The sequence below is a fragment of the Microbacterium sp. E-13 genome, from assembly GCF_049912955.1.
GTDB lineage: Bacteria > Actinomycetota > Actinomycetes > Actinomycetales > Microbacteriaceae > Microbacterium.
Genome location: NZ_CP183973.1, coordinates 1,596,150 through 1,619,118 on the forward strand (window position 1 = coordinate 1,596,150; position 22,969 = coordinate 1,619,118).

19 protein-coding genes are annotated in these 22,969 nt (G+C 70.2%); 12 read left to right on the forward strand and 7 right to left on the reverse strand.

Features of this window, described 5'->3' with window-relative positions; all coding sequences use genetic code 11:
* The first annotated feature begins 109 nt into the window (after positions 1–109).
* Together ACN9MP_RS07180 and ACN9MP_RS07185 are read left to right on the forward strand one after the other, a co-directional pair.
* Positions 110–343 carry a response regulator gene (locus ACN9MP_RS07180; RefSeq protein WP_426325031.1) on the forward strand — a complete coding sequence of 78 codons (234 nt, stop codon included), beginning with the start codon at positions 110–112 and terminating at the stop codon, positions 341–343.
* On the forward strand, positions 330–983 hold the full coding sequence (locus ACN9MP_RS07185) for a CYTH domain-containing protein (RefSeq protein ID WP_426325033.1): 654 nt from the start codon (positions 330–332) through the stop codon (positions 981–983). The genes ACN9MP_RS07180 and ACN9MP_RS07185 overlap by 14 nt, the downstream gene beginning before the upstream one ends.
* Positions 984–1,119: 136 nt before the next feature.
* Here the strand turns inward: ACN9MP_RS07185 and lpdA are convergent, their stop codons facing one another.
* Both lpdA and ACN9MP_RS07195 read right to left on the reverse strand, forming a co-directional pair.
* The gene (lpdA, locus tag ACN9MP_RS07190; RefSeq protein ID WP_426325035.1) at positions 1,120–2,517 is read right to left on the reverse strand and encodes a dihydrolipoyl dehydrogenase; all 1,398 of its coding nucleotides are present in this window, start codon (positions 2,515–2,517) and stop codon (positions 1,120–1,122) included.
* Between the two features lie 9 nt (positions 2,518–2,526).
* A complete protein-coding gene (locus ACN9MP_RS07195) occupies positions 2,527–3,219 on the reverse strand; it encodes a copper resistance CopC family protein (RefSeq protein WP_426325037.1) in 693 nt (230 codons plus the stop codon).
* 108 nt (positions 3,220–3,327) lie between these two features.
* Between ACN9MP_RS07195 and ACN9MP_RS07200 the strand changes: the two genes are divergently transcribed.
* Positions 3,328–3,729 carry a hypothetical protein gene (locus ACN9MP_RS07200; protein ID WP_426325039.1) on the forward strand — a complete coding sequence of 134 codons (402 nt, stop codon included), beginning with the start codon at positions 3,328–3,330 and terminating at the stop codon, positions 3,727–3,729.
* Between the two features lie 16 nt (positions 3,730–3,745).
* Here the strand turns inward: ACN9MP_RS07200 and ACN9MP_RS07205 are convergent, their stop codons facing one another.
* Positions 3,746–4,096: a hypothetical protein gene (locus ACN9MP_RS07205; RefSeq protein ID WP_426325041.1), complete on the reverse strand. Its 351-nt coding sequence runs from the start codon at positions 4,094–4,096 to the stop codon at positions 3,746–3,748.
* 232 nt (positions 4,097–4,328) lie between these two features.
* On the opposite strand from ACN9MP_RS07205, the gene ACN9MP_RS07210 reads away from it, so the two are divergent.
* The 3 genes from ACN9MP_RS07210 (at position 4,329) to ACN9MP_RS07220 (ending at position 6,333) form a co-directional block, all read left to right on the forward strand.
* Positions 4,329–4,832, forward strand: coding sequence for an FHA domain-containing protein (locus ACN9MP_RS07210; RefSeq protein ID WP_426325043.1), 504 nt, complete (start codon positions 4,329–4,331; stop codon positions 4,830–4,832).
* Positions 4,832–5,524, forward strand: coding sequence for a MerR family transcriptional regulator (locus tag ACN9MP_RS07215; RefSeq protein ID WP_426325045.1), 693 nt, complete (start codon positions 4,832–4,834; stop codon positions 5,522–5,524). The genes ACN9MP_RS07210 and ACN9MP_RS07215 overlap by 1 nt, the downstream gene beginning before the upstream one ends.
* 266 nt (positions 5,525–5,790) lie before the next feature.
* Positions 5,791–6,333, forward strand: a complete 543-nt coding sequence (locus ACN9MP_RS07220) for a MerR family transcriptional regulator (protein WP_426325047.1) — start codon at positions 5,791–5,793, stop codon at positions 6,331–6,333.
* Positions 6,334–7,590: 1,257 nt separating this feature from the next.
* On the opposite strand, the gene ACN9MP_RS07225 is transcribed toward ACN9MP_RS07220, so the two are convergent.
* Positions 7,591–8,400, reverse strand: coding sequence for a ParA family protein (locus tag ACN9MP_RS07225; RefSeq protein ID WP_426325049.1), 810 nt, complete (start codon positions 8,398–8,400; stop codon positions 7,591–7,593).
* 85 nt (positions 8,401–8,485) lie between these two features.
* On the opposite strand from ACN9MP_RS07225, the gene ACN9MP_RS07230 reads away from it, so the two are divergent.
* From ACN9MP_RS07230 to ACN9MP_RS07240, 3 genes are read left to right on the forward strand one after another with little or no spacing between them, the layout of a single operon-like run.
* Positions 8,486–11,893: a pyruvate carboxylase gene (locus ACN9MP_RS07230; RefSeq protein WP_426325051.1), complete on the forward strand. Its 3,408-nt coding sequence runs from the start codon at positions 8,486–8,488 to the stop codon at positions 11,891–11,893.
* A gap of 59 nt (positions 11,894–11,952) precedes the next feature.
* Positions 11,953–13,980: an AAA family ATPase gene (locus ACN9MP_RS07235; RefSeq protein ID WP_426325053.1), complete on the forward strand. Its 2,028-nt coding sequence runs from the start codon at positions 11,953–11,955 to the stop codon at positions 13,978–13,980.
* An 8-nt stretch (positions 13,981–13,988) separates the two neighbouring features.
* The gene (locus tag ACN9MP_RS07240) at positions 13,989–14,480 is read left to right on the forward strand and encodes a peptide deformylase (protein WP_426325055.1); all 492 of its coding nucleotides are present in this window, start codon (positions 13,989–13,991) and stop codon (positions 14,478–14,480) included.
* A gap of 73 nt (positions 14,481–14,553) precedes the next feature.
* Here ACN9MP_RS07240 and ACN9MP_RS07245 read toward each other — a convergent pair whose 3' ends face one another.
* Positions 14,554–16,380: an AMP-dependent synthetase/ligase gene (locus tag ACN9MP_RS07245; protein WP_426325057.1), complete on the reverse strand. Its 1,827-nt coding sequence runs from the start codon at positions 16,378–16,380 to the stop codon at positions 14,554–14,556.
* A gap of 150 nt (positions 16,381–16,530) precedes the next feature.
* On the opposite strand from ACN9MP_RS07245, the gene ACN9MP_RS07250 reads away from it, so the two are divergent.
* From ACN9MP_RS07250 to ACN9MP_RS07260, 3 genes are all read left to right on the forward strand, one after another.
* On the forward strand, positions 16,531–17,466 hold the full coding sequence (locus tag ACN9MP_RS07250; protein WP_426325945.1) for an ROK family protein: 936 nt from the start codon (positions 16,531–16,533) through the stop codon (positions 17,464–17,466).
* Between the two features lie 4 nt (positions 17,467–17,470).
* Positions 17,471–18,163: a lysophospholipid acyltransferase family protein gene (locus tag ACN9MP_RS07255; protein ID WP_426325059.1), complete on the forward strand. Its 693-nt coding sequence runs from the start codon at positions 17,471–17,473 to the stop codon at positions 18,161–18,163.
* 100 nt (positions 18,164–18,263) lie between these two features.
* Positions 18,264–19,601, forward strand: a complete 1,338-nt coding sequence (locus ACN9MP_RS07260) for a class II 3-deoxy-7-phosphoheptulonate synthase (protein ID WP_426325061.1) — start codon at positions 18,264–18,266, stop codon at positions 19,599–19,601.
* Positions 19,602–19,694: 93 nt separating this feature from the next.
* On the opposite strand, the gene pknB is transcribed toward ACN9MP_RS07260, so the two are convergent.
* Positions 19,695–21,638 carry a Stk1 family PASTA domain-containing Ser/Thr kinase gene (pknB, locus tag ACN9MP_RS07265; protein ID WP_426325063.1) on the reverse strand — a complete coding sequence of 648 codons (1,944 nt, stop codon included), beginning with the start codon at positions 21,636–21,638 and terminating at the stop codon, positions 19,695–19,697.
* A gap of 88 nt (positions 21,639–21,726) precedes the next feature.
* On the reverse strand, positions 21,727–22,887 hold the full coding sequence (locus ACN9MP_RS07270) for a LysM peptidoglycan-binding domain-containing protein (RefSeq protein WP_426325947.1): 1,161 nt from the start codon (positions 22,885–22,887) through the stop codon (positions 21,727–21,729).
* Between the last annotated feature and the right edge of the window lie 82 nt (positions 22,888–22,969).

Sequence of the window (22,969 nt, forward strand, 5' to 3'; positions counted from 1 at the left end):
GCGCCGCGCGAAACGGCAGTGTGCGCGATTCGAAGCCGGAGGGGCAACGCGCGCCGCCGCAATCGGCAAGGAGCGGCTCGTCGTCGGGGGCCGGGTCTACGCTGACCGTATGGCCATCGCACGACTGCACGGAGGACCGCTCGACGGACAGCTCCTCCCGCTCGAAGACCCCGAGCTCGACCGCATGATCGTCCCCTACAGCGAGACGCAGGTGGTCTACGCCCGCCGCGGCGAGCCGGCTCATACCGGCGAGCACGACGGCCCGACCGAGGCCGAGTTCTGGTTCGTCGAGGCCGAGAACGACATCGATCCCGACAGCGACCAGCCGCGTGAGCGCCGCTGACGGTACTTCCGGCCAGGGCGACGGGGGCAGGCATTCCGTCGAGGTCGAGCTGAAGTTCGACGTCGACGACGCGACGCCGCTGCCCGACTGGTCGTACCTGCCCGGCGTCGCGTCGATCGGCGAGCCGGAGCTGCGCGAACTCGACGCCGTCTACTTCGACAGCGACGACCTGACGCTCGCGCACGCCGGCTACGCCGTGCGCCGGCGCACCGGCGGGCCCGACGCGGGGTGGCACATCAAGGGCCCCCGCCACGCCGAGGGCGGCCGGCTCGAGCGGCAGTGGCCCCTCGGAGCAGAGGGGGAGATTCCGGATGCTGTCGCCGCCGCCCTCTCATCGATCGCAGCTGTCGGCGACCTGGCGCCGATCGCGCGCATCCGCAACAGGCGCACCGCATACTCGCTGCTCGACGACGACGGGGGCGTCGTCGCCGAGTTCGTCGACGACCGCGTCGTGGCCACCGATGAGCGATCGGGCGCCGAACGCACCTGGCGGGAATGGGAGTTCGAGCTCGGCCCGGCCGCGCCCGAGCCGATCAAGGAGCGCAACCACCTCTTCGCCAAGGCCGGCAGTGCGGTGTTCGCCGCAGGAGGCCGCCCCGCAGCATCCGCTTCGAAGCTCGCCCGCGCCCTCGGCTACTGAACACGCGAGAAGCCCCGGAGCCGAGGGCTCCGGGGCTTCTCTGCGTTCAAGGGGTCTCGATACGGCTCGTTCCTCGCCTACTCGACCTTGACCCGCACCGCATCAACGCTCCTTCGTCGCATTGATCCGGCACGCGTCAAAGGTTGATCATGTGGCCGGCGAGGCCGTGGAAGGCTTCCTGCACGGCCTCCGACAGCGTCGGGTGCGTGTGGACGTTGCGCGCCGCTTCGAGGGCGGTGAGGTCCCACTTCTGCGCGAGCGTGAGCTCGGGGAGGAGCTCCGAGACGTCGGGGCCGATGAGGTGCCCGCCGAGCAGCTCGAGGTGCTCGCCGTCGGCGATGAGCTTGACGAAGCCGATGGGCTCGCCGAGGCCATTGGCCTTGCCGTTCGCCGAGAACGGGAACTTCGCGACCTTGACGTCGTAGCCGGCGTCGCGCGCCTGCTGCTCGGTGAGGCCGAACGAGGCGACCTGCGGCGAGCAGAACGTCGCCCGCGGCATCATGCGGTAGTCGCCGAGCGGCATGGTCTCGGCCTTGCCGATGGTCTCGGCGGCGACGACGCCCTGCGCCTCGGCCACGTGCGCCAGCTGCAGCTTCGCGGTCACGTCGCCGATGGCGTAGATGTGCGGCACGTTGGTGCGCATGTGGTCGTCGATGTCGATGGCGCCCCGGTCGGTGAGCTTCACACCGGTGTTCTCGAGCCCGAAGCCCTCGACGTTCGCGGCGAAGCCGATCGACATCATCACCTTGTCGGCGTCGATGGAGCCCTGGGTGCCGTCCTTGGCGGTGTAGGTCACAGTGACCTTGTCGCCCTGGTCGGTGACCGTCTCGACCTTGGTCGAGGTGAGGATGTCGACGCCGTAGTTCTTGTACTGGCGCGCGATCTCCTTCGACACGTCGGCGTCCTCGTTGGGCAGCGCACGGTCGAGGAACTCGATGATCGTGACCTTCACGCCGTAGTTCACCATGACGAAGGCGAACTCCATGCCGATCGCGCCGGCACCCACGATGACGATCGACTGGGGGAGGTCGCGGGCGAGGATCTGCTCCTCGTACGTCACGACGTTGCCGCCCAGCTGCACGCCGGGGAGCAGGCGCACCTTCGACCCGGTCGAGATGATCGCATTGTCGAACGTGACGCGCTCGGTCGAGCCGTCGGCCTTCGCGACGTCGATCGTGTTCGCATCGACGAACGAGCCACGGCCCTCGTACTCGTCGACCTTGTTCTTCTTCATCAGGTAGTGGATGCCCTTGACATGCGTGTCCGCCACCTTGCGGCTGCGGTCCCACGCGACGCCGAAGTCGAAGTGCACATCACCCGAGATGCCGAACAGATCGGCCTTGTGGTGGAACTGGTGCGCGAGGTCGGCGTTCTTCAGCAGAGCCTTCGAGGGGATGCAGCCGACGTTGAGACAGACACCTCCCCAGTACTTCTCTTCGATGATCGCGACCTTGAGGCCGAGCTGAGAAGCACGGACGGCCGCGACGTACCCGCCGGGGCCCGCGCCGAGGATGGCGACGTCGTAGTGAGGCATACTTCCAGCCTAGTGGTCGGCCGGAGGCTCTGAGCCGGGCCCTGGGGCCTCGCGCGTGGTCCCGGCGGGCGGTGCGGCGAGGGCCTTCTCGCGCTGCGCGCGCGACACCAGCAGGTACACGATCGCCCCGGCGAGGGCGAGGGCGAGGAGCCCGGCGATGACCCACGGCAGCGCGCTCGATCCGTCGGACGCCGCGGGCTCGCTCGTCACCGTCGGCGTCGGAGCGGCGGTCTCGGTGGGCTCCGAGGTCTCGGTGGGGCCAGGCGTCGGGGTGGCGGTCGCCGTGGGCGTCGGTGCGGGGGCGCCCGTCACGCTGAACGAGAACTCGCCCGAGATCGGGTGCCCGTCGCTCGAGACCACCTTCCACAGCACCGTGACGGCACCGGATGCCGCCCCCTCCAGCGGCTGCGTCAGCACGTTGTCGTGCGCGGTCGGGGCGCCGGCGACGAGCGTCGTGCCCGCAGCATCCGTCACCTCCACGACAGAGGCCCCCTCGTCGTCGGCGATCTCGGCGCTGAAGGTGAGGGTGAGCTGCGCGGGGAGCGCGTCGAGGGTGCTGCCGGCGGCCGGGTCGCTGCCCACCAGCTCATCGTGGGCGTGGGCGGGAAATGCCGACACCACGGTCAGTGCGAACATCACGAGCAGCGCGGCGAGGAGGCCCCAGACGCGGGCTTGGAGGGGCTTGTGAATTGTTTGTGACATCACCCGATCGAGCCTATCCGGCTCTTTGTTCACCGCCCCGTGAGGTCTAGCCTGGCGGCAGGCGGGATACCTGCCCGCCTGACCCCCGTGAGAGAAGGATGGCGGCAGATGGACCAGATGATGATGGGCGCCATGTCGAAGGACATGATGTCGATGCCCGGCATGCAGAACATGGACATGTCGGTCATGCAGGCGTGTATGGACGCCTGCTCGGCCTGCGAGCAGGCGTGTACGGTCTGCTCCACGCAGATGATGTCGTGCGCCCCCGCATGCATGAACTGCGCGGACATGTGCAACACGATGATGCGCGCGATGATGCGCATGCAGGGCATGAATCAGGCCACGATGATGTCCATGCTCGACGCGTGCATCGCCATGTGCCAGCTCTGCATGGACGAGTGCATGGCGCACGCCGACCACAGCGAGGTCTGCAAGATGTGCGCTCAGTCCTGCAAGGCCTGCATGGACGCCTGCATGGCCATGAAGGACAGCATCATGGCGATGAGCTGACGCTCGTCGCTTTTTCTCAACCCTGAACGACGTTGAACCGCTGACCGCCGACGGCGAGCACGTGGTAGCGCTCGTGGAGCGCGACCGGCGTGCCGGGCGTCGCGGCGGCGGCGGCGCCGGTGCCGTTCCACAGCGCGATCGGCGCGGAGTCCGTCAGCGTGCGCACGACGACGAAGCCCGAGCGCGCGTCGGATGCCTCGACGATCGCGTCCGCCCACTCGGACGGCGTCGCCGACGCCAGGCGTGCCTGGATCAGGTGCAGCGCGTGGCCGGGAGCGAACGAGGAGCAGGTGTCACCGTGGTCGCACATGCACGCCGCACGCTCACGCACCTCGAGGGGCGGGATGTGGCTGTGCGGGGTGGACACGGTGGTCTCCTTCAGGATCGACGGACTGTTTCCCGGTTCTGCCAGGCTAGGGTGACGCGCTCACCGAGGCACCTCGGGCGAAACGCGACGAAACATTGGGCCCGCAACCCATGGCGCGACACGACGCGTCCAGGCCGCGCCGGGTTCGGGAGAACGGGCGCGGCGAAGGCGGCCGCAAGCCTCTTCCGAGCGGAAGGCGATCGGATAGGCTGAGCGCACAGAGGAGGACACCGTGGAGCACGACCGCCGACCCGATGAGGGCGACATCCGCCGCGCCGCAGGGGCCGACGCACACGACTCCGATCGTGCCGCCGACACCACGCAGACGTTCGGCCACGATTCCGACCTCTCGTTCGTGCCCTTCGGGAGCGAGCTGGGCGACGCCGAACTCGACGCGATCGAGGCGCTGCCGTCCGGGGCCGCCCTGTTCCTCGTCCGTTCCGGGCCTACGGCGGGGGCCCGCTACCTTCTGGACTCCGACGTCACGACGGTCGGCCGGCATCCCGAAGCCGACATCTTCTTCGACGACGTCACGGTCTCGCGCCGTCACGCCGAGATCAACCGCACCGGCACCACCTTCGAACTCGTCGATCAGCGCTCGCTCAACGGCTCCTACGTCAACGGAGAGCGCGTGGACCGCGCCGTGCTGACCAACGGCGCCGAGGTGCGCATCGGCAAGTTCCGGCTCAACTTCTTCGTCTCACCCGCCGACTTGCCGCGGGCAGCGGACGCCTGATGCCCGCGGCCTCCGCCCACGAGAGGGCGTCGTCCGCGGGTCTTCTCAGCATCGGACAGGTTCTCGCACGCCTGTCGCCGGAGTTTCCCTCGCTCACCTCGAGCAAGCTGCGCTTCCTCGAAGTGCAGGGCATCGTCACGCCGCTGCGCACCGAGTCGGGCTACCGCAAGTTCTCGCAGGGCGACCTGGAGCGGCTGCGCCTCGCGCTCACGCTCCAGCGCGACCACTACCTGCCGCTGTCCGTCATCCGCGACTACCTCGAAGACGTCGATGCGGGGCGCGATCCCGCGACCCCCACCGCCGTGCCGCCGCCGTCGATCCTGCCGGCGCCGCGTCGCTACCGCCGCGACGAGATGCTCGCCGCCGCGGGCGCGGCGCCGCAACTGCTGAACGACGCGATCAGCACCGGCATCCTGGCCGGGGCGGAGTCCTACACCGAGCAGTCCGTCACCCTGTTGCGCGCACTGGTGGCGCTCGACCGGCACGGCATCGAGCCCCGCCACGTCCGCGCCCTGCGCCAGAGCGCGGAGCGCGACGTCGCGCTCGTGGAGTCGGCTCTCGCGCCGCTGCTGCGACGGACGGATGCCTCCTCCCGCGGCCGCGCCGGCGAGCTCGCGCCGGAGCTCACCCGGCGCCTTGACGACGTACGCGCGATCTTCGTGCGTGCTGCGCTCGACCGGATCCTCTCCTGACCCGCGCCGCGGCGCGTGCCGCGGCGCCCGCTCCGGGCCTGCCCGCACCGGGCGCGGCCGGGTGTGCGCGGCCGGGTTGGCCCGGGTTGTCGGTTTGCGGCCCGGAAGCGACCGGATGGGCCGACTCCGGGCCGCGCCGGGCACGCGCCGCCAGCCCGACCGGGAGCAACCCACGCGACACGCCGACCTCCGAACGCCGGATGTCGTTGCCGCGAGGGGAAGGCTGATCTAGCGTTGAGGTATTCGATCCGGAGGGGGGTACGAGCATGACCGGAGAGAAAACTCCTGGCGAGCCGTTCAGCGCCGACCTCCTCTTCACCGACGGGCTTCCGGCGATGGACGACGAGGTCGGGTATCGCGGCGCAGTGGCCGCCCGCGCCGCCGGCATCACCTACCGTCAGCTCGACTACTGGGCTCGCACCGAGCTTGTCGAGCCGACCGTGCGTGGCGCGAGCGGGTCGGGCTCCCAGCGACTGTACGGGTTCCGCGACATCCTCGTGCTGAAGCTCGTGAAGCGCCTTCTCGACACCGGCATCTCGTTGCAGCAGATCCGCACCGCGGTCGATCAGCTTCGGGCCGCCGGCATCCGTGATCTCGCCGGAACGACCCTCATGAGCGACGGCGCCTCGGTCTATCTCTGCACCTCGAACGACGAGGTGATCGACCTCGTCAGCCGCGGCCAGGGCGTGTTCGGCATCGCGGTGGGCAAGGTGCTGCGCGAAGTCGAGTCGGAGCTCCTCGAGTTCGAGGTCGAGAAGCCCGACCCGATGGACGAGCTCGCCGTCCGCCGCGCCGCCCGCTCCGCCTGACCAGCGCCCGGTCCCTGCGACGCCCTCGCCCCCACGCGCCACGATGGTGGCGGTAGGGGTCGCTTGCCGTGGAGGGATGCGACACGTCCTGCCACCTCGGCCACCCCGGCCGGCGCGAAGGTGGCGGCAGGGGTCGCTTGCCGAGGAATGCGACGCGTCCTGCCACCTCGGCCACCCCGGCCGGCGCGAAGGTGGCAGGCCGGGCCGGGATCATGGTTTGGATGCGACGCGTCCTGCCACCTCGGCCACCCCGGCCGGTGGGAAGGTGGCAGGCCGGGCCGGGATCGTGGTTTGGATGCGAAGCGTCCTGCCACCTCGGGCACCCCGGCCGGCGGGAAGGTGGCGGGAGGGGCCGGGATCGTGGTTTGGATGCGAAGCGTCCTGCCACCTCGGCCACCCTGGCCGGCGCGAAGGTGGCAGGCCGGGCCGGGATCGTGGTTTGGATGCGAAGCGTCCTGCCACCTCGGCCACCCCGGCCGGCGCGAAGGTGGCAGGCCGGGCCGGGATCGTGGTTTGGATGCGACGCGTCCTGCCACCTCCGCCACCCCGGCCGGCGCGAACGTGGCAGGCCGGGCCGGGATCATGGTTTGGATGCGACGCGTCCTGCCACCTCGGCCACCCTGGCCGGCGCGAAGGTGGCAGGCCGGGCCGGGATCATGGTTTGGATGCGACGCGTCCTGCCACCTCGGCCACCCTGGCCGGCGCGAAGGTGGCGGGAGGGGCCGGGATCAGGGTTTGGATGCGACGCGTCCTGCCACCTCGGCCACCCCGGCCGGCGCGAAGGTGGCAGGCCGGGCCGGGATCATGGTTTGGATGCGACGCGTCCTGCCACCTCGGCCACCCCGGCCGGTGGGAAGGTGGCGGGCCGGGCCGGGATCAGGGTTTGGATGCGAAGCGTCCTGCCACCTCGGCCACCCTGGCCGGCGCGAAGGTGGCAGGCCGGGCCGGGATCGTGGAGGGATGCGACGCGTCCTGCCACCTCGGCCACCCCGGCCGGTGGGAAGGTGGCGGGCCGGGCCGGGATCATGGTTTGGATGCGAAGCGTCCTGCCACCTCGGCCACCCTGGCCGGCGCGAAGGTGGCAGGCCGGGCCGGGATCGTGGAGGGATGCGACGCGTCCTGCCACCTCGGCCACCCCGGCCGGCGGGAAGGTGGCAGGAGGGGTGGCTTGCGACGGGTGGATGCGACGCGACCTGCGCCATGCGGTGAGGAAACTGACTGGGGGGGTGGATGCTGCGGGGCGCAGCATCCGTCAGCTCACGAGCGCGAGTCCTCGGGGACCGGGATGCGACCGGTGCGCATGACGCGGTCGAGGAGCGAGTCGAAGTCGGCCGCGAGCTCCTGGGCGGAGTCGCCGGGCCAGATGTGGAGCGGTTTCGCTGCGCCCTGTGCCTGCTGGAGCGACGTGCGCTCGGGCAGCTGCGGCGAGAGGACGAGCGGGCCGAACATGTCGCGCAGCTCTTTGATGCGGAACTGGTGCTCGATCGACTGCGGGCGCACGCGGTTGACGACGATTCCGAGGGGCTGCAGGCGGGGGGAGAGGCCGCGGCGGATCTCTTCGATCGCGCGCAGTGCGCGGTCGGCGGCGGCCACCGAGAACAGACCCGGCTCCGTCACCACCACGACGCGGTCCGACGCCGCCCACGCGGTGCGCGTCAGGGCGTTCAGCGACGGCGCGCAGTCGATGAGCACGAGGTCGTAGTCGGCCTCGATCGTCGCGAGGGCCTCTTCGAGCTTCCAGACGTCGCGGACGCTCGGGTGCGGGCCGTCGAAGTTGATGGCCGACGGGCTGCCGATCATCACATCGATGGTGCCGGGATGCACCTTCGCCCAGCCGCTGGAGGTGATGGCCTGGCGGACCGTCTTCTCCTTGGGATTGGCGAGGACATCGGCGACGTTCAGACGCCCGGCGACCTGGATGTCCATGCCCGTCGAGACGTCGGACTGCGGGTCGAGGTCGACGACGAGCGTGCGGACACCGCGGGCGAAAGCCGCCGACGCGAGTCCGAGAGTCACGGTCGTCTTGCCGACGCCACCCTTGAGCGAGCTGACGGATAGGACGTGCACAAGGCACCACGTTACCTTCCCCTAGGCTGTGAGCACACTCAACCCGTCTCGCGGGTCCGCCTGCGCCGCCGCACACGGAGGTCGAATGTTCCGGAAGATCCTTGTCGCGAACCGAGGTGAAATCGCGATCCGCGCGTTCCGCGCGGCATACGAGCTGGGGGCACGCACCGTCGCGGTGTTCCCCTGGGAGGACCGCGGGTCGCTGCACCGGCAGAAGGCCGACGAGTCGTACGAGATCGGCGAGAAGGGGCATCCCGTCCGCGCCTATCTCGACGTGGACGAGATCATCCGCGTCGCGAAGGAGGCCGGTGCCGACGCGATCTATCCCGGCTACGGCTTCCTCTCCGAGAACCCGGAGCTCGCCGAGAAGGCCGCCGCGAACGGCATCGCCTTCATCGGCCCTCCCGCCAAGGTGCTCGAGATGGCGGGCAACAAGGTCACCGCGAAGCACCACGCGGTCGCAGCGGGGGTTCCCGTGCTGCGATCGACCGATGCGTCCGACGACGTCGACGAGCTGCTCGGCCAGGCCGACGAGATCGGCTTCCCCATCTTCGTGAAGGCCGTCGCGGGCGGCGGCGGCCGAGGGATGCGGCGGGTCGAGCGCCGTGAAGAGCTCGCGCCCGCCCTGGCCGAGGCGATGCGAGAGGCGGGCAGCGCCTTCGGCGACGCGCGCGTCTTCCTCGAGCAGGCCGTGCAGCGGCCGCGTCACGTCGAGGTGCAGATCCTCGCCGACGCGACGGGGGAGACCGTCCACCTCTTCGAGCGCGACTGCTCGGTTCAGCGGCGTCACCAGAAGGTCATCGAGATCGCGCCGGCCCCGAACCTCGACCCGGCGGTGCGCGACGCGCTGCACGGGTACGCCGTGGCCTTCGCGCGGTCGATCGGCTATGAGAACGCCGGCACGGTCGAGTTCCTGCTGGAGACGGCCGGTCCTCGCACCGGCGAGGTCGTCTTCATCGAGATGAACCCGCGCATCCAGGTCGAGCACACCGTCACCGAAGAGGTGACCGACGTCGACCTCGTGCAGTCCCAGATGCGCATCGCCGCCGGCGAGACGATCGCCGGGCTCGGCCTCACGCAGGACAAGATCCAGCTGCGCGGCGCAGCGCTGCAGTGCCGCATCACGACAGAGGACCCGTCGCAGGGCTTCCGGCCCGACACCGGCCGGATCACGACGTATCGCTCGCCGGGCGGCGCCGGCATCCGGCTCGACGGCGGCACCACGGCGGCGGGCTCGCAGATCAGCCCGCACTTCGACTCGATGCTCGCGAAGCTCACCTGTCGCGCGCGCGACTTCCCGGCGGCGGTCGCCCGGGCGCGGCGCGCCCTCGCCGAGTTCCGCATCCGCGGCGTCGCCACGAACATCCCGTTCCTGCGGGCCGTGCTCGACGACCCGGCCTTCGTCCAGGGCGATGTCAGCACGTCGTTCATCGACGAGCGTCCGCAGCTCCTCACGAGCAACCCCTCCCGCGACCGCGCGACGAAGCTGCTCGCCTGGCTGGGCGACGTCACCGTCAACCGGCCGTACGGCGAGAAGCCGTTGTCGGTCTCGCCGGGCAGCAAGCTGCCGGCTATCGATCTCACGGCGGCTCCGCCGGCGGGCACGCTCGACCGGCTGCGCCAGCTGGGCCCTGAGGGGTTCGCCCGCGCGCTGCGTGCGCAGACCGGCCTCGCAGTGACCGAGACCACCTTCCGCGACGCGCACCAGTCGCTCCTGGCGACGCGCGTGCGCACCCGTGACCTGGTGCGCGTCGGCCCGCACGTCGCGCGCATGACGCCGCAGCTGCTGTCGGTCGAGGCATGGGGCGGTGCGACCTACGACGTCGCGCTCCGGTTCCTTGCGGAGGACCCCTGGGAGCGCCTCGAGGCTCTCCGTGCGGCGATGCCGAACATCCCGATCCAGATGCTGCTGCGCGGCCGCAACACGGTCGGCTACACGCCGCGTCCGGTCGAGGTGACGAACGCCTTCGTCAAGGAGGCGGCGGCCACCGGCGTCGACATCTTCCGCATCTTCGACGCGCTCAACGACGTGTCGCAGATGCGGCCGGCCATTGATGCCGTGCGCGAGACCGGCACCGCGATCGCCGAGGTGGCGCTCTGCTACACCTCTGACCTGCTCGACCCGTCCGAGAAGCTCTACACGCTCGACTACTACCTCCGCCTCGCCGAGCAGATCGTCGAGTCGGGAGCCCACATCCTCGCGATCAAAGACATGGCGGGCCTCGTCCGCCCGGCGGCGGCCGCGAAGCTCGTCACCGCGCTGCGCGAGAACTTCGACCTGCCGGTGCACCTGCACACGCACGACACGGCGGGCGGCCAGCTCGCCACGCTTCTGGCGGCGAGCGCGGCGGGAGTGGACGCGGTGGATGCTGCGGCCGCACCGATGTCGGGCACTACGAGCCAGCCCTCCCTCTCGGCCCTGGTCGCGGCGCTCGCGCACACCGAGCGCGACACCGGCCTGAGCCTCCAGGCGGTGAGCGATCTGGAACCGTACTGGGAGGCGGTGCGCCACCTCTACCGTCCCTTCGAGTCGGGGCTGGACGCCCCCACGGGCCGCGTGTACCACCACGAGATCCCGGGCGGGCAGCTGTCCAACCTGCGCCAGCAGGCGATCGCGCTCGGCCTGGCCGACGACTTCGAGCTCATCGAGGACATGTACGCCGCGGCGGACCGGATTCTCGGGCGCATCCCCAAGGTGACGCCGTCGTCCAAGGTCGTCGGCGATCTGGCGCTCGCCCTGGTCGCGGTTCGCGCCGATCCGGCCGACTTCGAGGCGAACCCGCAGAACTACGACATCCCTGACTCTGTGGTCGGCTTCATGGCCGGCGAGCTCGGCGACCTGCCGGGCGGGTGGCCGGAGCCTTTCCGCACCAAGGTGCTCGAAGGACGCACGATCTCGATCGAGGTGCCGCCGCTCACGGCCGACGAGCACGAAGGCCTCGCCGGCGATGCCGCCACGCGGCGCCGGACGCTCAACCGCCTGCTGTTCCCGGGGCCGGCGCGCGAGTTCGAGAAGAACCGCGAGACCTACGGCGACCTGACCGCACTCGGCACGCCCGACTACCTCTTCGGTCTGAAGCCGGGGGAGGAGCACGTCGCCGAGATCGATCCTGGCGTGCAGCTGTACGTCGGACTCGAGGCGATCGGCGAGGCCGATGTGAAGGGCATCCGCACGGTGATGACCACCCTCAACGGCCAGCTTCGCCCGGTGTTCGTGCGCGATCGCAGCATCAAGGTCGACACGCGTCAGGCCGAGCGTGCCGACACGTCGAAGCCCGGGCAGGTGGCGGCACCGTTCTCGGGCGTCGTCACGCTGAAGGCGCAGGTGGGCGACTCCGTCGCGGCCGGTCAACCGGTCGCCTCGATCGAGGCCATGAAGATGGAGGCGGCCATCACCGCACCCGTCGACGGGGTCATCGAGCGCCTCGCGATCCCGGAGACGGCGCAGGTCGACGCCGGCGACCTTTTGGTCGTCATCCGTCCGGCGAAGTAGCCTGGAAGGCGGCACCCGCCCGATCCGCCGCCTCGCCCTGCCCCCAGGAGTACTCCGCAGTGACGCCCGACCGAAACGACCACACGTCCGACGAGCCTGAGAACGGCGTGCTTTCCGAGACGGGGAGCGTCGACACGACGGGTCTCGGCATTCTGAGCGGTGCGACGGCCCAGGTGAATGTCGAGCTGCCGACAGAGTCCGACGACGATCTCGCCGACGACGGCGTGATCGACGGCGAGGTGCCGTTCGTCATCGAGATCCCCGCCGACGCCGACCTGCCGGCCGTCCAGGCGATCGCCGTCGAGCAGTTCGGCACCGAAACGACCGAGGCCGAGATCGTCGACGCGCCGGAGCTCGAGGAGTGGACCGTCGAGGGCGAGGGCTTCGCGCCCTCTGCCCGCACGGAAGACATCGCCGACGCGGACGAGGTCGTCGAGCTGATCGCCGCCCCCGCCGAGCTCGAAGCGGGGGAGTCCTTCGACGCCGGGACCTTCGACGGCGAACCCTCCGCGCGTGAGCCGTTCGCGAGCGAGCTCCGTCAGTACCAGCCGGCGGACGACACGGATGCTGCGGCATCCGACTTCGTTGCCGGGCCTGAGGTGCCTGGGGCCGCATTCGACGACGCTGTCGCGCCCGACTCCGCTGACTCCAGCCCGGCGCCGGAGGCCTCCGACGATGAGTTCACCGTCGTGGACTTCGACGCCGTCGAGTTCGAGGACGCCGACTTCGGCGCCGAGTTCGACCCGGCCGCTTTCGAGATGGAGCTCGCCGACGACGGCGCCGATTCCGCGCTGGCGGAGAACGCCGCCGCAGGAGACGATGTCATCGCGACGGAAGACACCGCGGAGGAGCCCATGAGCGCGAAGACCCCGGCCCACGGCGAGGACGCCGGCGAGACGGATGCTGCGACCTCACCTGCGTCGGCACCGCAGGCTCCGCCCGCACCGCCGTCGGTCTCCGCGGCCGCGGCGGCGGCGCAGACCGCGACGGGCGCCGTCCCGGCGACCCGCCGCGAGGCGAACCACACGGGCGCCCACCCGGTCGCCGACCGCCCCTCCGAGCGGGCCGTCGAGCGCGCCGCGTTCCCGCGCCCGGACGTGACGCTGGCCTCGAAGCGCCTCGGCGAGTTCGAGGCCGACCGCGAGACCGCGGACCTGCTCACCGCCGACCGTCTGCTCGACCCGCACCAGGTCATGCGTCCCGAGCCCGAGGGCGCCTGGCAGCACTTCCTGTACTCGATCTCGGGCAAGCGCATCAACCTCGGCGACAGCAAGCGCGCCAAGGCCCGCAAGGACCTCGACCGCCGCATCGCGGCGCCGCTCATCGGCGGGGCCCGCTTCGTGCCCGTGCTCTCGCGCAAGGGCGGCGTCGGCAAGACGACCGTCACCACCCTGCTCGGCCAGGCCCTCGCCGACGCGCGCGATGACCGCGTGATCGCCGTCGACGCCAACCCCGACCGCGGAACGCTCGCCGAGCGCATCACGCGGGACAGCGGCAAGACCGTGCGCGACCTGGTGCGCATGCGTCCTGAGGTCGTCGGCTTCAACGACCTGTCGAGCATCGTCGCGCGCGACGAGACGCGCCTCGACGTGGTCGCCTCCGACACCGACCCGCGCGTCTCGGAGGCGTTCAACGACGCCGACTACCGCGACGTCGCGGCGCTCGCTGCGCACTACTACTCGATCGTGCTCACCGACACGGGCACCGGCATCGTGCACTCTGTCATGGAGGCGACCCTCGATCTCGCCGACCAGCTCGTGATCGTCGCCGGCCTCAGCGTCGACGAGGCCCGCCTCGCGTCCGAGACCCTCACGTGGCTCGAGACGAACGGGCACGCCGACAAGGTGCGCAACGCGGTGGTCGTGCTCAACAACGCGCGGCCGGGGCATCCGCTCGTCCAGCTCGACGAGCTCGAGTCGCATTTCCGCACCCGCGTCCGCGCCGTCGTGCGCGTGCCGTACGACGCGCACATCGCGGCGGGGAGCGCCATCGTGTTCCGCGAGCTGCACCCGGCGACGCGCCAGGCGGCGCGCGAGCTGGCGGCGACGGTGGTCGAGGGCCTTCGGTCGCTCGCATCGGCGGCCTGAGGCATCCGATGGCAGTCCGTCCCATCCGTGTCTTCGGCGACCCCGTTCTGAAGTCCGTCAGCGCCCCCATCGACGACATCGACGACGGCGTGCGCGCCCTCGTCCGCGACCTCGTCGACACCGTCGAGCTGCCCGGCCGCGCCGGCGTGGCCGCACCCCAGATCGGCGTCGGCCTGCGGGCCTTCAGCTACAACATCGACGGCGACATCGGGTACGTGCTCAACCCCGTCCTCGTCGAGGTCTCTGGCGACCCCGAGCCCATCGGCGAGGGCTGCCTCTCGGTGCCGGGTCTCTGGCACGACGCGGTGCGGTACCCCTGGGCGAAAGTCGTCGGCATCGACCTCGACGGCGAAGAGGTCGTGCTCGAGGGCGAGGGGCTCCTCGCCCAGGCGCTCCAGCACGAGACAGACCACCTCGACGGCAAGCTCTACCTCGACCGCCTCACCCCCGAGGAGCGCCGCGTCGCCATGCGCGAGATCCGCGAGTCCGACTGGTTCTGACGCCCTCTTCACCGCGAGCACGGAAAAGCCCCGGACCCTGAAGAGGGCCCGGGGCTTGCCGCATCCCTCTCCGCTACGACAGAGACACGTTCGTCGTCGTGACGGGCACGGCGTAGATCTCTTCGACGTCATCGGCGAAATCGGCCATGATCACGTTGCGCTTGATGCTCATCTTCGGCGTCAGGTGCCCGCTGGCCTCCGTCCACTCCGTCGGCAGGATCGTGAACTTGCGGATGGACTCCGCGCGCGAGACGCCCTTGTTGGCCCGGTCGACGGCGCGCTGCACCTCGGCACGCACGGCGTCGTTCTTGGCGGCGTCGGCCAGCGACAAGTCCTTCGGAAGGTTGTTGTTGGCCAGCCACGTCGGCAGCATCTCGGGGTCGAGGGTCACCAGCGCCGCGATGAACGGCTTCTGGTCGCCGACGACGACGACCTGGCCCACGATCGGGTTCGCGCGGATCGGGTCCGCGAGCGCCGCGGGAGCGACGTTCTTGCCGCCGGCGGTGACGATGATCTCCTTCTTGCGGCCGGTGATCGTGAGGAAGCCCTCGTCGTCGAACGCCCCGATGTCGCCGGTCTTGAACCAGTCGCCGTCGAACGCCTCGGCCGTCGCCTCGGGGTTGCGCCAGTACTCCTTGAAGACGTTGATGCCGCGAACCTGGATCTCGCCGTCCTCGCCGAGACGTATCCCGACGCCCGGAAGCACCGGGCCGACCGTGCCGATCTTGGACTTGTTCGCGAGGTTGACGGTGGCGGGCGCCGTGGTCTCGGTGAGGCCGTAGCCCTCGAGGATCGTGACGCCGAGGCTGTGGAAGAAGTGCCCGAGCCGGTGGCCGAGCGGTGCCGAGCCCGACACCGCATAGGCGACCCGGCCACCCATCGCGGCGCGCAGCTTGCTGTACACGAGCCGGTCGAACAGCGCGAACTTGATCTTCATGCCGAAGGGGATCTTCTTGCCCTCCTGCTCGAGCACCGAGTGCTCGACGGCCGTCTTGGCGGCGGCGCGGAAGATCTTGCCCTTGCCACCGGCCTCGGCCTTCTGCTCCGCGGAGTTGTAGACCTTCTCGAACACGCGCGGCACGGCCAGCAGGAAGGTCGGCTGGAACGAGCCGAGCGCCGGCAGCAGCTGCTTGGTGTCGGGCTGGTGGCCGGTCTTCACGCCGGCGTGGATCGTGAGGATCGAGATGAAGCGGGCGAAGATGTGCGCCGTGGTGATGAAGAGCAGCGTCGATGCGCCCGGCATGTCGAGCACCTCGTGGAGTGCCTTGGCGGAGTTGCGCGTCAGTTCGACGAAGTTGCTGTGCGTGAGCACACAGCCCTTGGGGCGGCCGGTCGAGCCGGACGTGTAGATGAGCGTGGCGATGTCGGCGCCGTTCGCGAGATTGCGGCGCCGCTCGATCTCCTCGTCGGTGACGCTCGCACCCTCCGCGATGAGCTTGTCGAGGTCGCCGGCGTGCATCTCCCACGCGAAGCGCACGAGCGGCAGCTCGCCGCGCGCCTCCGCGAGGCGGGCGCTGTGATCCGGCTGCTCGGTGATGACGGCGACGGCACCCGAGTCGGTCAGGTTCCAGGCGATCTGAGCGCTCGAGCTCGTCTCGTACACCGGCACCATCACCGCCCCGGCATAGAAGAGCGCGAAGTCCACGACGGTCCACCGGTAGGTCGTGCGGGCGATGAAGCCGACCTTGTCGCCCGGCTCGATGCCGCCGGCGACGAAGCCCTTGGCCAGCGCGACGACCTCCTTCTGGAACTCCGCCGCGGTGATGTCGCGCCATCCGTCGCCGTCCGGCACGGCGAACAGCGCACGATCCGGCGTCGCCTTGACCCGCTCGACGAGCAGATCGGTGACGTTCGCCTGGGGATCGGCGGGGACGATGGCGGGGACTTCGAATTGAACCACGGCAGCTCCTTCGGTACCGGTAACACAGAATCTCGGGTGGATCTCATCCGAGTCTAATCGGGAGCAGCCACGTGCCCGGAAGGTATGGACGGCGGTGCCTGGCTAGACTTCATGACGCTGTCGCGCGTGCGGCGGCCGGAGAGGGAGACTGTGCTCAAGGTCGGCATCGACATCGGCGGAACGAAGATCGCGGGAGGCGTCGTCGACTCCGCCGGCGGCATCGTCGAGCAGCTCCGGGTCGACACCCCCACCGACACCGCCGCCCTGGCTCAGGCCGTGGTCGACATGGCCCGCTATTTCCGTGCCGCGCACGACGTCGCCGCCGTGGGCGTCGCGGCGGCCGGTTTCGTCGATCGCGACCGCGCCACCGTCATCCACGCCCCCAATATCGCGTGGCACAACGAGCCGCTGAAGGCGACCCTCGAGGAGGGGATCGGCCTTCCCGTCACCATCGAGAACGACGCCAACGCGGCCGGCTGGGCGGAGTACCGCTTCGGCGCCGGCCGAGGCGTCGGTCACATGGTCATGCTCACGATGGGCACAGGCGTCGGCGGCGCCATCGTGCTCGACGGCGCGCTCTTCCGCGGCGGGCACGGTGTCGCCGCGGAGCTCGGGCACATCCGCTTCATCCGGGAAGGCCGCCTGTGCGGCTGCGGCCAGCACGGATGCCTCGAGCAGTATGCGTCCGGTCGAGCCCTCCAGCGCGAGGCCAACGACATCGCCGACGACGGCGGGATCGGCGCAGCGCTGGCCGCTCACCGTGCCGAGCACGGCTCGATCAGCGGACCGGCCGTCTCGCGTCTCGTGCTCGCGGGGGACCCGGGTGCGGCTGAGGCCCTCCGACGCGTCGCCACGGCCCTCGGCGAGGCGTGCGGCGGGTTCCAGGCGGTGCTCGATCCCGAGCTCTTCGTGATCGGCGGCGGTGTGGCGCAGCTGGGCGACGCGCTGCTGGAGCCGATGCGCGTGGCGTACGAGAAGTCGCTCCCGGGTTACGGCGACCGGCCCATCGCCACCTTCGCCATCGCCAAGCTGGTCAACGACGCCGGCCTCATCGGCGTCGCGGACCTCGCGGGAACAGAGGCGTGAGGCGATGTTCTACTGGCTGATGAAATACGTGGTGATCGGACCGATCGTCAAGGCGATCTGGCGCCCGTGGATCGTCGGCCGCCGCAACGTCCCCGCTGAGGGCGCTGCCATCCTCGCGAGCAATCACCTGTCTTTCGTCGACTCGATCTTCCTGCCGCTCATGCTCGACCGCCCGGTGTCGTTCCTCGCCAAGAGCGACTACTTCACCGGCAAGGGGCTCAAGGGGTGGGCGACCCGCATGTTCTTCAAGGGCACCGGGCAGCTCCCGATCGACCGCTCGGGCGGCAAGGCCTCCGAGGCATCCCTCAACACCGGTCTTCAGGTGCTGGGGCGCGGCGACCTTCTCGGGATCTACCCCGAGGGCACCCGCAGCCCCGACGGCAAGCTGTACCGGGGTCGCACGGGCATCGCGCGCATGGCGCTGGAAGCGCACGTGCCCGTCGTGCCCGTCTTGATGGTCGACACCGACACGATGATGCCCATCGGCACGACGATCCCGCGGATCGTGCGTGTCGGCATCGTCATTGGCGAGCCGCTCGACTTCTCGCGCTTCGAGGGGATGGAGGGCGACCGGTACATCCTCCGTTCCATCACCGACGAGATCATGGTGGCGCTCCAGAGGCTGGGGGAGCAGGAGTACGAAGACGTCTACGCCTCCACCGTCAAAGACCGGCTCAAGACGAAGAAGCCGCGGTAACCGCTCACCCCGAACCGTCCTCCGGGGCATGAGGGCGTCCGGGCACCGGTCAGGCGTCACGCGGCCTCGGGGGCATCCGTCCCACGGCTAGAATCGAGGGATGCTCCAGCACCTCGACTCACTCGACCACTGGCGGACCCTGCCCATCAAGCAGCAGCCGCAGTGGTATGACGTCGACGCGGTGGCGGAAGCATCCGCCGAGCTCGCCACCCTGCCCCCGCTGGTGTTCGCCGGCGAGGTCGACAACCTGCGCGACCGGCTCGCGCGCGCGGCATCGGGCAACGCCTTCCTTCTGCAGGGCGGCGACTGCGCCGAGACCTTCGCCGGGGCCACGGCCGAGCAGATCCGCAACCGCATCAAGACGGTGCTGCAGATGGCGGTCGTGCTCACGTACGGGGCATCCATGCCGGTCGTGAAGATGGGCCGCATGGCCGGCCAGTTCGCCAAGCCCCGCTCGAGCGACACCGAGACCCGCGGCGAGGTGACACTGCCCGCGTACCGGGGTGACATCGTCAACGGGTACGACTTCACCGAGAACTCGCGCAAGGCCGACCCCAACCGGCTTCTCAAGGGCTACCACACGGCCGCGTCGACCATCAACCTCATCCGCGCCTTCACCACGGGTGGCTTCGCCGACCTCCGCGAGGTGCACTCGTGGAACAGGGGCTTCGCGCAGAATCCCGCGAACCAGCAGTACGAGCGCCTCGCGACCGAGATCGACCGTGCCATCAAGTTCATGGAGGCGGCCGGAGCCGACTTCGACGAGCTGAAGCGCGTCGAGTTCTACACGGGCCATGAGGGCCTGCTCATGGACTACGAGCGTCCGATGACGCGCATCGACTCGCGCACCAACACGCCGTACAACACGTCGGCCCACTTCCTCTGGATCGGCGAGCGCACGCGCGACCTCGACGGCGCGCACGTCGACTACTTCTCCAAGATCCGCAACCCCATCGGCGTCAAGCTCGGTCCCACCACGTCGCCCGAGACCGCACTGGCACTCATCGACAAGCTCGACCCCCACCGCGAGCCCGGACGCCTCACCTTCATCACGCGCATGGGGGCCGGCAAGATCCGCGACGCGCTGCCTCCGCTGCTCGAGGCCGTCAAGGACTCGGGGGCGACTCCGCTGTGGGTCACCGATCCGATGCACGGCAACGGCATCACCACGCCCACCGGTTACAAGACGCGTCGCTTCGATGACGTCGTCGACGAGGTGCGCGGCTTCTTCGAGGCCCACCGCGCCGTCGGCACGTTCCCGGGCGGCATCCATGTCGAGCTCACCGGAGACGACGTCACCGAGTGCCTCGGCGGATCCGAGCAGATCGACGAGGCCACCCTCGCGACCCGCTACGAGTCGCTGTGCGACCCGCGCCTCAACCACATGCAGTCGCTCGAACTCGCGTTCCTCGTCGCCGAGGAGCTCGAGAAGCGCTAGGTCTGGCACTTCACGTCAGGGAGATTCCGGATGCCTCGCCCCGAGGCATCCGGAATCTGCACCCGTGCGGACAGGCTCTGCGTGCCGAGAACGTCAGGGCCCGGGGACCAGGGTGACCGTGGCGCCCTTCTCCGCCGACGACCCGGCGGCGGGACTCGTGCTTCGGACGTGGTAGATGTCCCAGTTGGGGAGTCCCAGGAAGCCGAACTCGTCGATGCCGGGGTCCACGTCGAAGCCGAGGCCCTCGAGCTGCTTCATCCCCTCGCGGATCGTCTTGCCGATGACATTCTTCGGGATCTCGACCAGCTCCGGCCCCTTCGAGACCACGAGCGTCGTGGTGTCGCCCACCCGCCACCAGCCGGCGGGTTCGCGATCGGCAATGCTGATCACGTCGCCCTTGTCGACCTCGGTGCTGTACTGCTCGGACGTTCCGGTGACCGTGATTCCCGCGTCTGACAGCGTCTTGGTGGCCTGGTCGACGGGCAGGCCGACCACGTCGGGCAAGGGCCCGAGCGAGACGCCCAACGTGGCCGTATCGCCCTGATGCACGGTGCAGCCGCCTCCGCAGTCGATGTCGTCTCCACCGGTTGCGGGATGGATCGCAACGTACACCACCGTCGAAGCAGGGCTGTCGGTGTAGTACAGGTCACTGTCGCCTGCCGCGACGTTCTGCGCCGCCAGTGTGGCGCGCGCGTCGGCCTCCGACATCCCGGCGAAGGATTCGAAGGTGGCTTCAGCGGGGCCGAGCGAGACGAAGACAGTGACCTCGCTCTCGCGGTCGACGGGCGTGCCGCTGCCCGGATTCGTGCGAATGACCTGCCCGGAGGCGACCTCCAGGCTGTTCTCACCTTGTTCCACGGCGACGAGCGAATCCTCTTGCAGGCGCGCGGATGCCTCGTCGAACGTCATCCCCGACACATCGGCGACAGCGACCATGGACCCCGGACCCGACCCGAAGTACCAGCCGAGTCCGCCGGCGACCGCTGCGAGAAGCACCACGATGACGACGAGCCACGCGCCCCGTGACCGTCGGCGCTGGGTGGCGCGCCGCAGGCGGCCGGCGTTGTCAGTCACGTCCATGGCGGAGGTCGGGCCGGTGGGCGTCCCGGGCAGCACGGCGGTGAGCTCGCCGGTCGTGGTGTCTTCGCGGACGATGCCGATCGGTCCGGTGCGGGCGACGACGGGCGCGACACCGAGATCGCGTTCGATGTCGCGGAGCCGCTGCAGCATCTCGCGCGCGTCGATCGGCCGCTCGTCGGGCGACTTCTCGGTCGCCCAGAGCACCAGCTCGTCGAGAGGCTCGGGCACGCCAGGGTTCTTGACGCTCGGGCGGGGCACCGAGTCGGTGGCGTGCTGGAACGCGATCTGCATGGGCTGCTCGCCCTTGTACGGCTGCTCGCCGGTGAGCATCTCGTAGAGCATGATGCCGATGGCGTAGATGTCGCTGCGGGCGTCAGCGGTGCCGCGCGTCACGAGTTCGGGAGCGAGGTAGGCGATGGTGCCGAGCAGCTGCGCGCCCGAGGCCGTGTTCGCGGTGGTCGCGCGGGCGAGCCCGAAGTCGCCGATCTTGATGCGGCCGTCCTCTGCGAGCAGCACGTTCTCGGGCTTGACGTCGCGGTGCACGATCCCGGCCTTGTGCGCTGCAGCAAGCCCCGACAGTACGGCGTCGAGGATCGAGATGGCCTGCGGCACCGTGAGCCGCCGCTGCTCGCGGAGCAGCTCGCGCAGCGTGATGCCCGGCAGGTACTCCATGACGAGGTACGCCATGTCGCCGTCCTGGCCCTGGTCGAACACGTTCACGACGTGTGGATCGGCCAGTCGTGCGGCGGCTCGCGCCTCTTGGATGAACCGGCTCTGGAAGACGGTGTCGTCGCTCAGGTGACCGTGCATGACCTTGAGGGCGACGCGGCGCTCGAGTCGCAGATCGGTCGCGACGTACACGGTGGCCATGCCGCCACGTGCGATGCGAGCACGCACCCGGTACCGGCCGTCGACGAGACGGCCGATCAGCGGGTCCGTCTGCTGACTCGTGCTCACGCTGAAAGTCTACGGACGCGCACCCGCGAGCCGGGGGAGCGGCTCACCACGCGAGATCGTAATGTGACGCTTGGAGGGCGTGAAGCGCTCAGCCGAGAGCGGCCAGCCACGACAGCGCGGGGGCTTCCCACTTCGCGTACGCGTCGGGGTATGCCGAGATCTGCACGGCCTGCGCCGCCTGCGTGAACGAGAGACCTTCCCAGCCGGCGATGTCGAGCAGGCCGCGGGTGCGTGCGCCGTTCGGGTCGCCCGGCCCGCCGAAGAAGGCACGGGTCGCCCGTGCGGCATCCTGCACCTCCGCCTCGGTACCCCAGCCGTGGCTCGGGCGCTGCTGGAACAGGCCGAGCGAGTCACGGTCGCCCCAGGTGACGTTGCGCAGCGACGATTCCTGCATCGCGGTGCCGAGCGCGATCGCGATGCCGCGGTCCGGCACGCCGAGCTCGCGCCCGATGCGCACGATGAGCTGCGCGTTGACGGCTTGCTCTGAGCTCAGGCCGGGGACGGAGGGCGCGGAGCCGGGGATCTTGAGGGTCTGCCCCGGGTAGATGATCGACGACCATCCGAGCCCGTTCGCCGCCAGCACCGCGTCGGCGCTCAGGCCGTAGCGCCCGGCGATGCCGCTGACGGTGTCGCCGGCGGCCACGGTGTGCGTGCCCGCCGACGTGTTCGGAGCGGGTGCGGGCGCCGGAGCGGGCGCAGGGGCGGGAGACGAGACGGATGCTGCGCCTCCCGCGGCGGGGACTTTCAGGGTCTGTCCGGGATAGATGATCGACGACCAGCCCAGCCCATTGGCCGCGAGCACGGCGTTCGTCGTCACGCCGTGGCGGTTCGCGATGGAGCTGACGGTGTCGCCGGCGGCCACCGTGTAGGCGAGGGCCGAGGGCGCAGGGGCCGCCGGGGCGGCGGGAGCCGCCGGTCCGGCGGCAGAGAGCTTGAGCGTCTGACCGGGATAGATGGGCGTCGACCAGCCGAGCCCGTTCAGGGTGAGCACGTCGGAGACGCGCAGACCGAACCGCGCGGCGATGCCGCTCACCGTGTCACCGGCCCGCACCGTGTAGGTCGGGGGAACGGCGACCGCCGTCGAGCCGACGACCCACGCCACCGACGTGCGGGCGTAGGGCATCGTCCCGGGTGCCGCCGCCGGGCGGATCTGCGGGAGTGCGGCGTCGCGGGCTGCAGCATCCGTCGCCGCCTCCGCCGGAGCGGCCGAGAGTGAGAGGACGATCGAGCCCGCCACGGCCACGGGGATTCCGGCGAGGAGGGCTCGCGATGAGTCGCCGCCGTGGGCGGCCCACCTGCTGGCGCTTCCGAGTCGTCGCACGAGTTCTTCC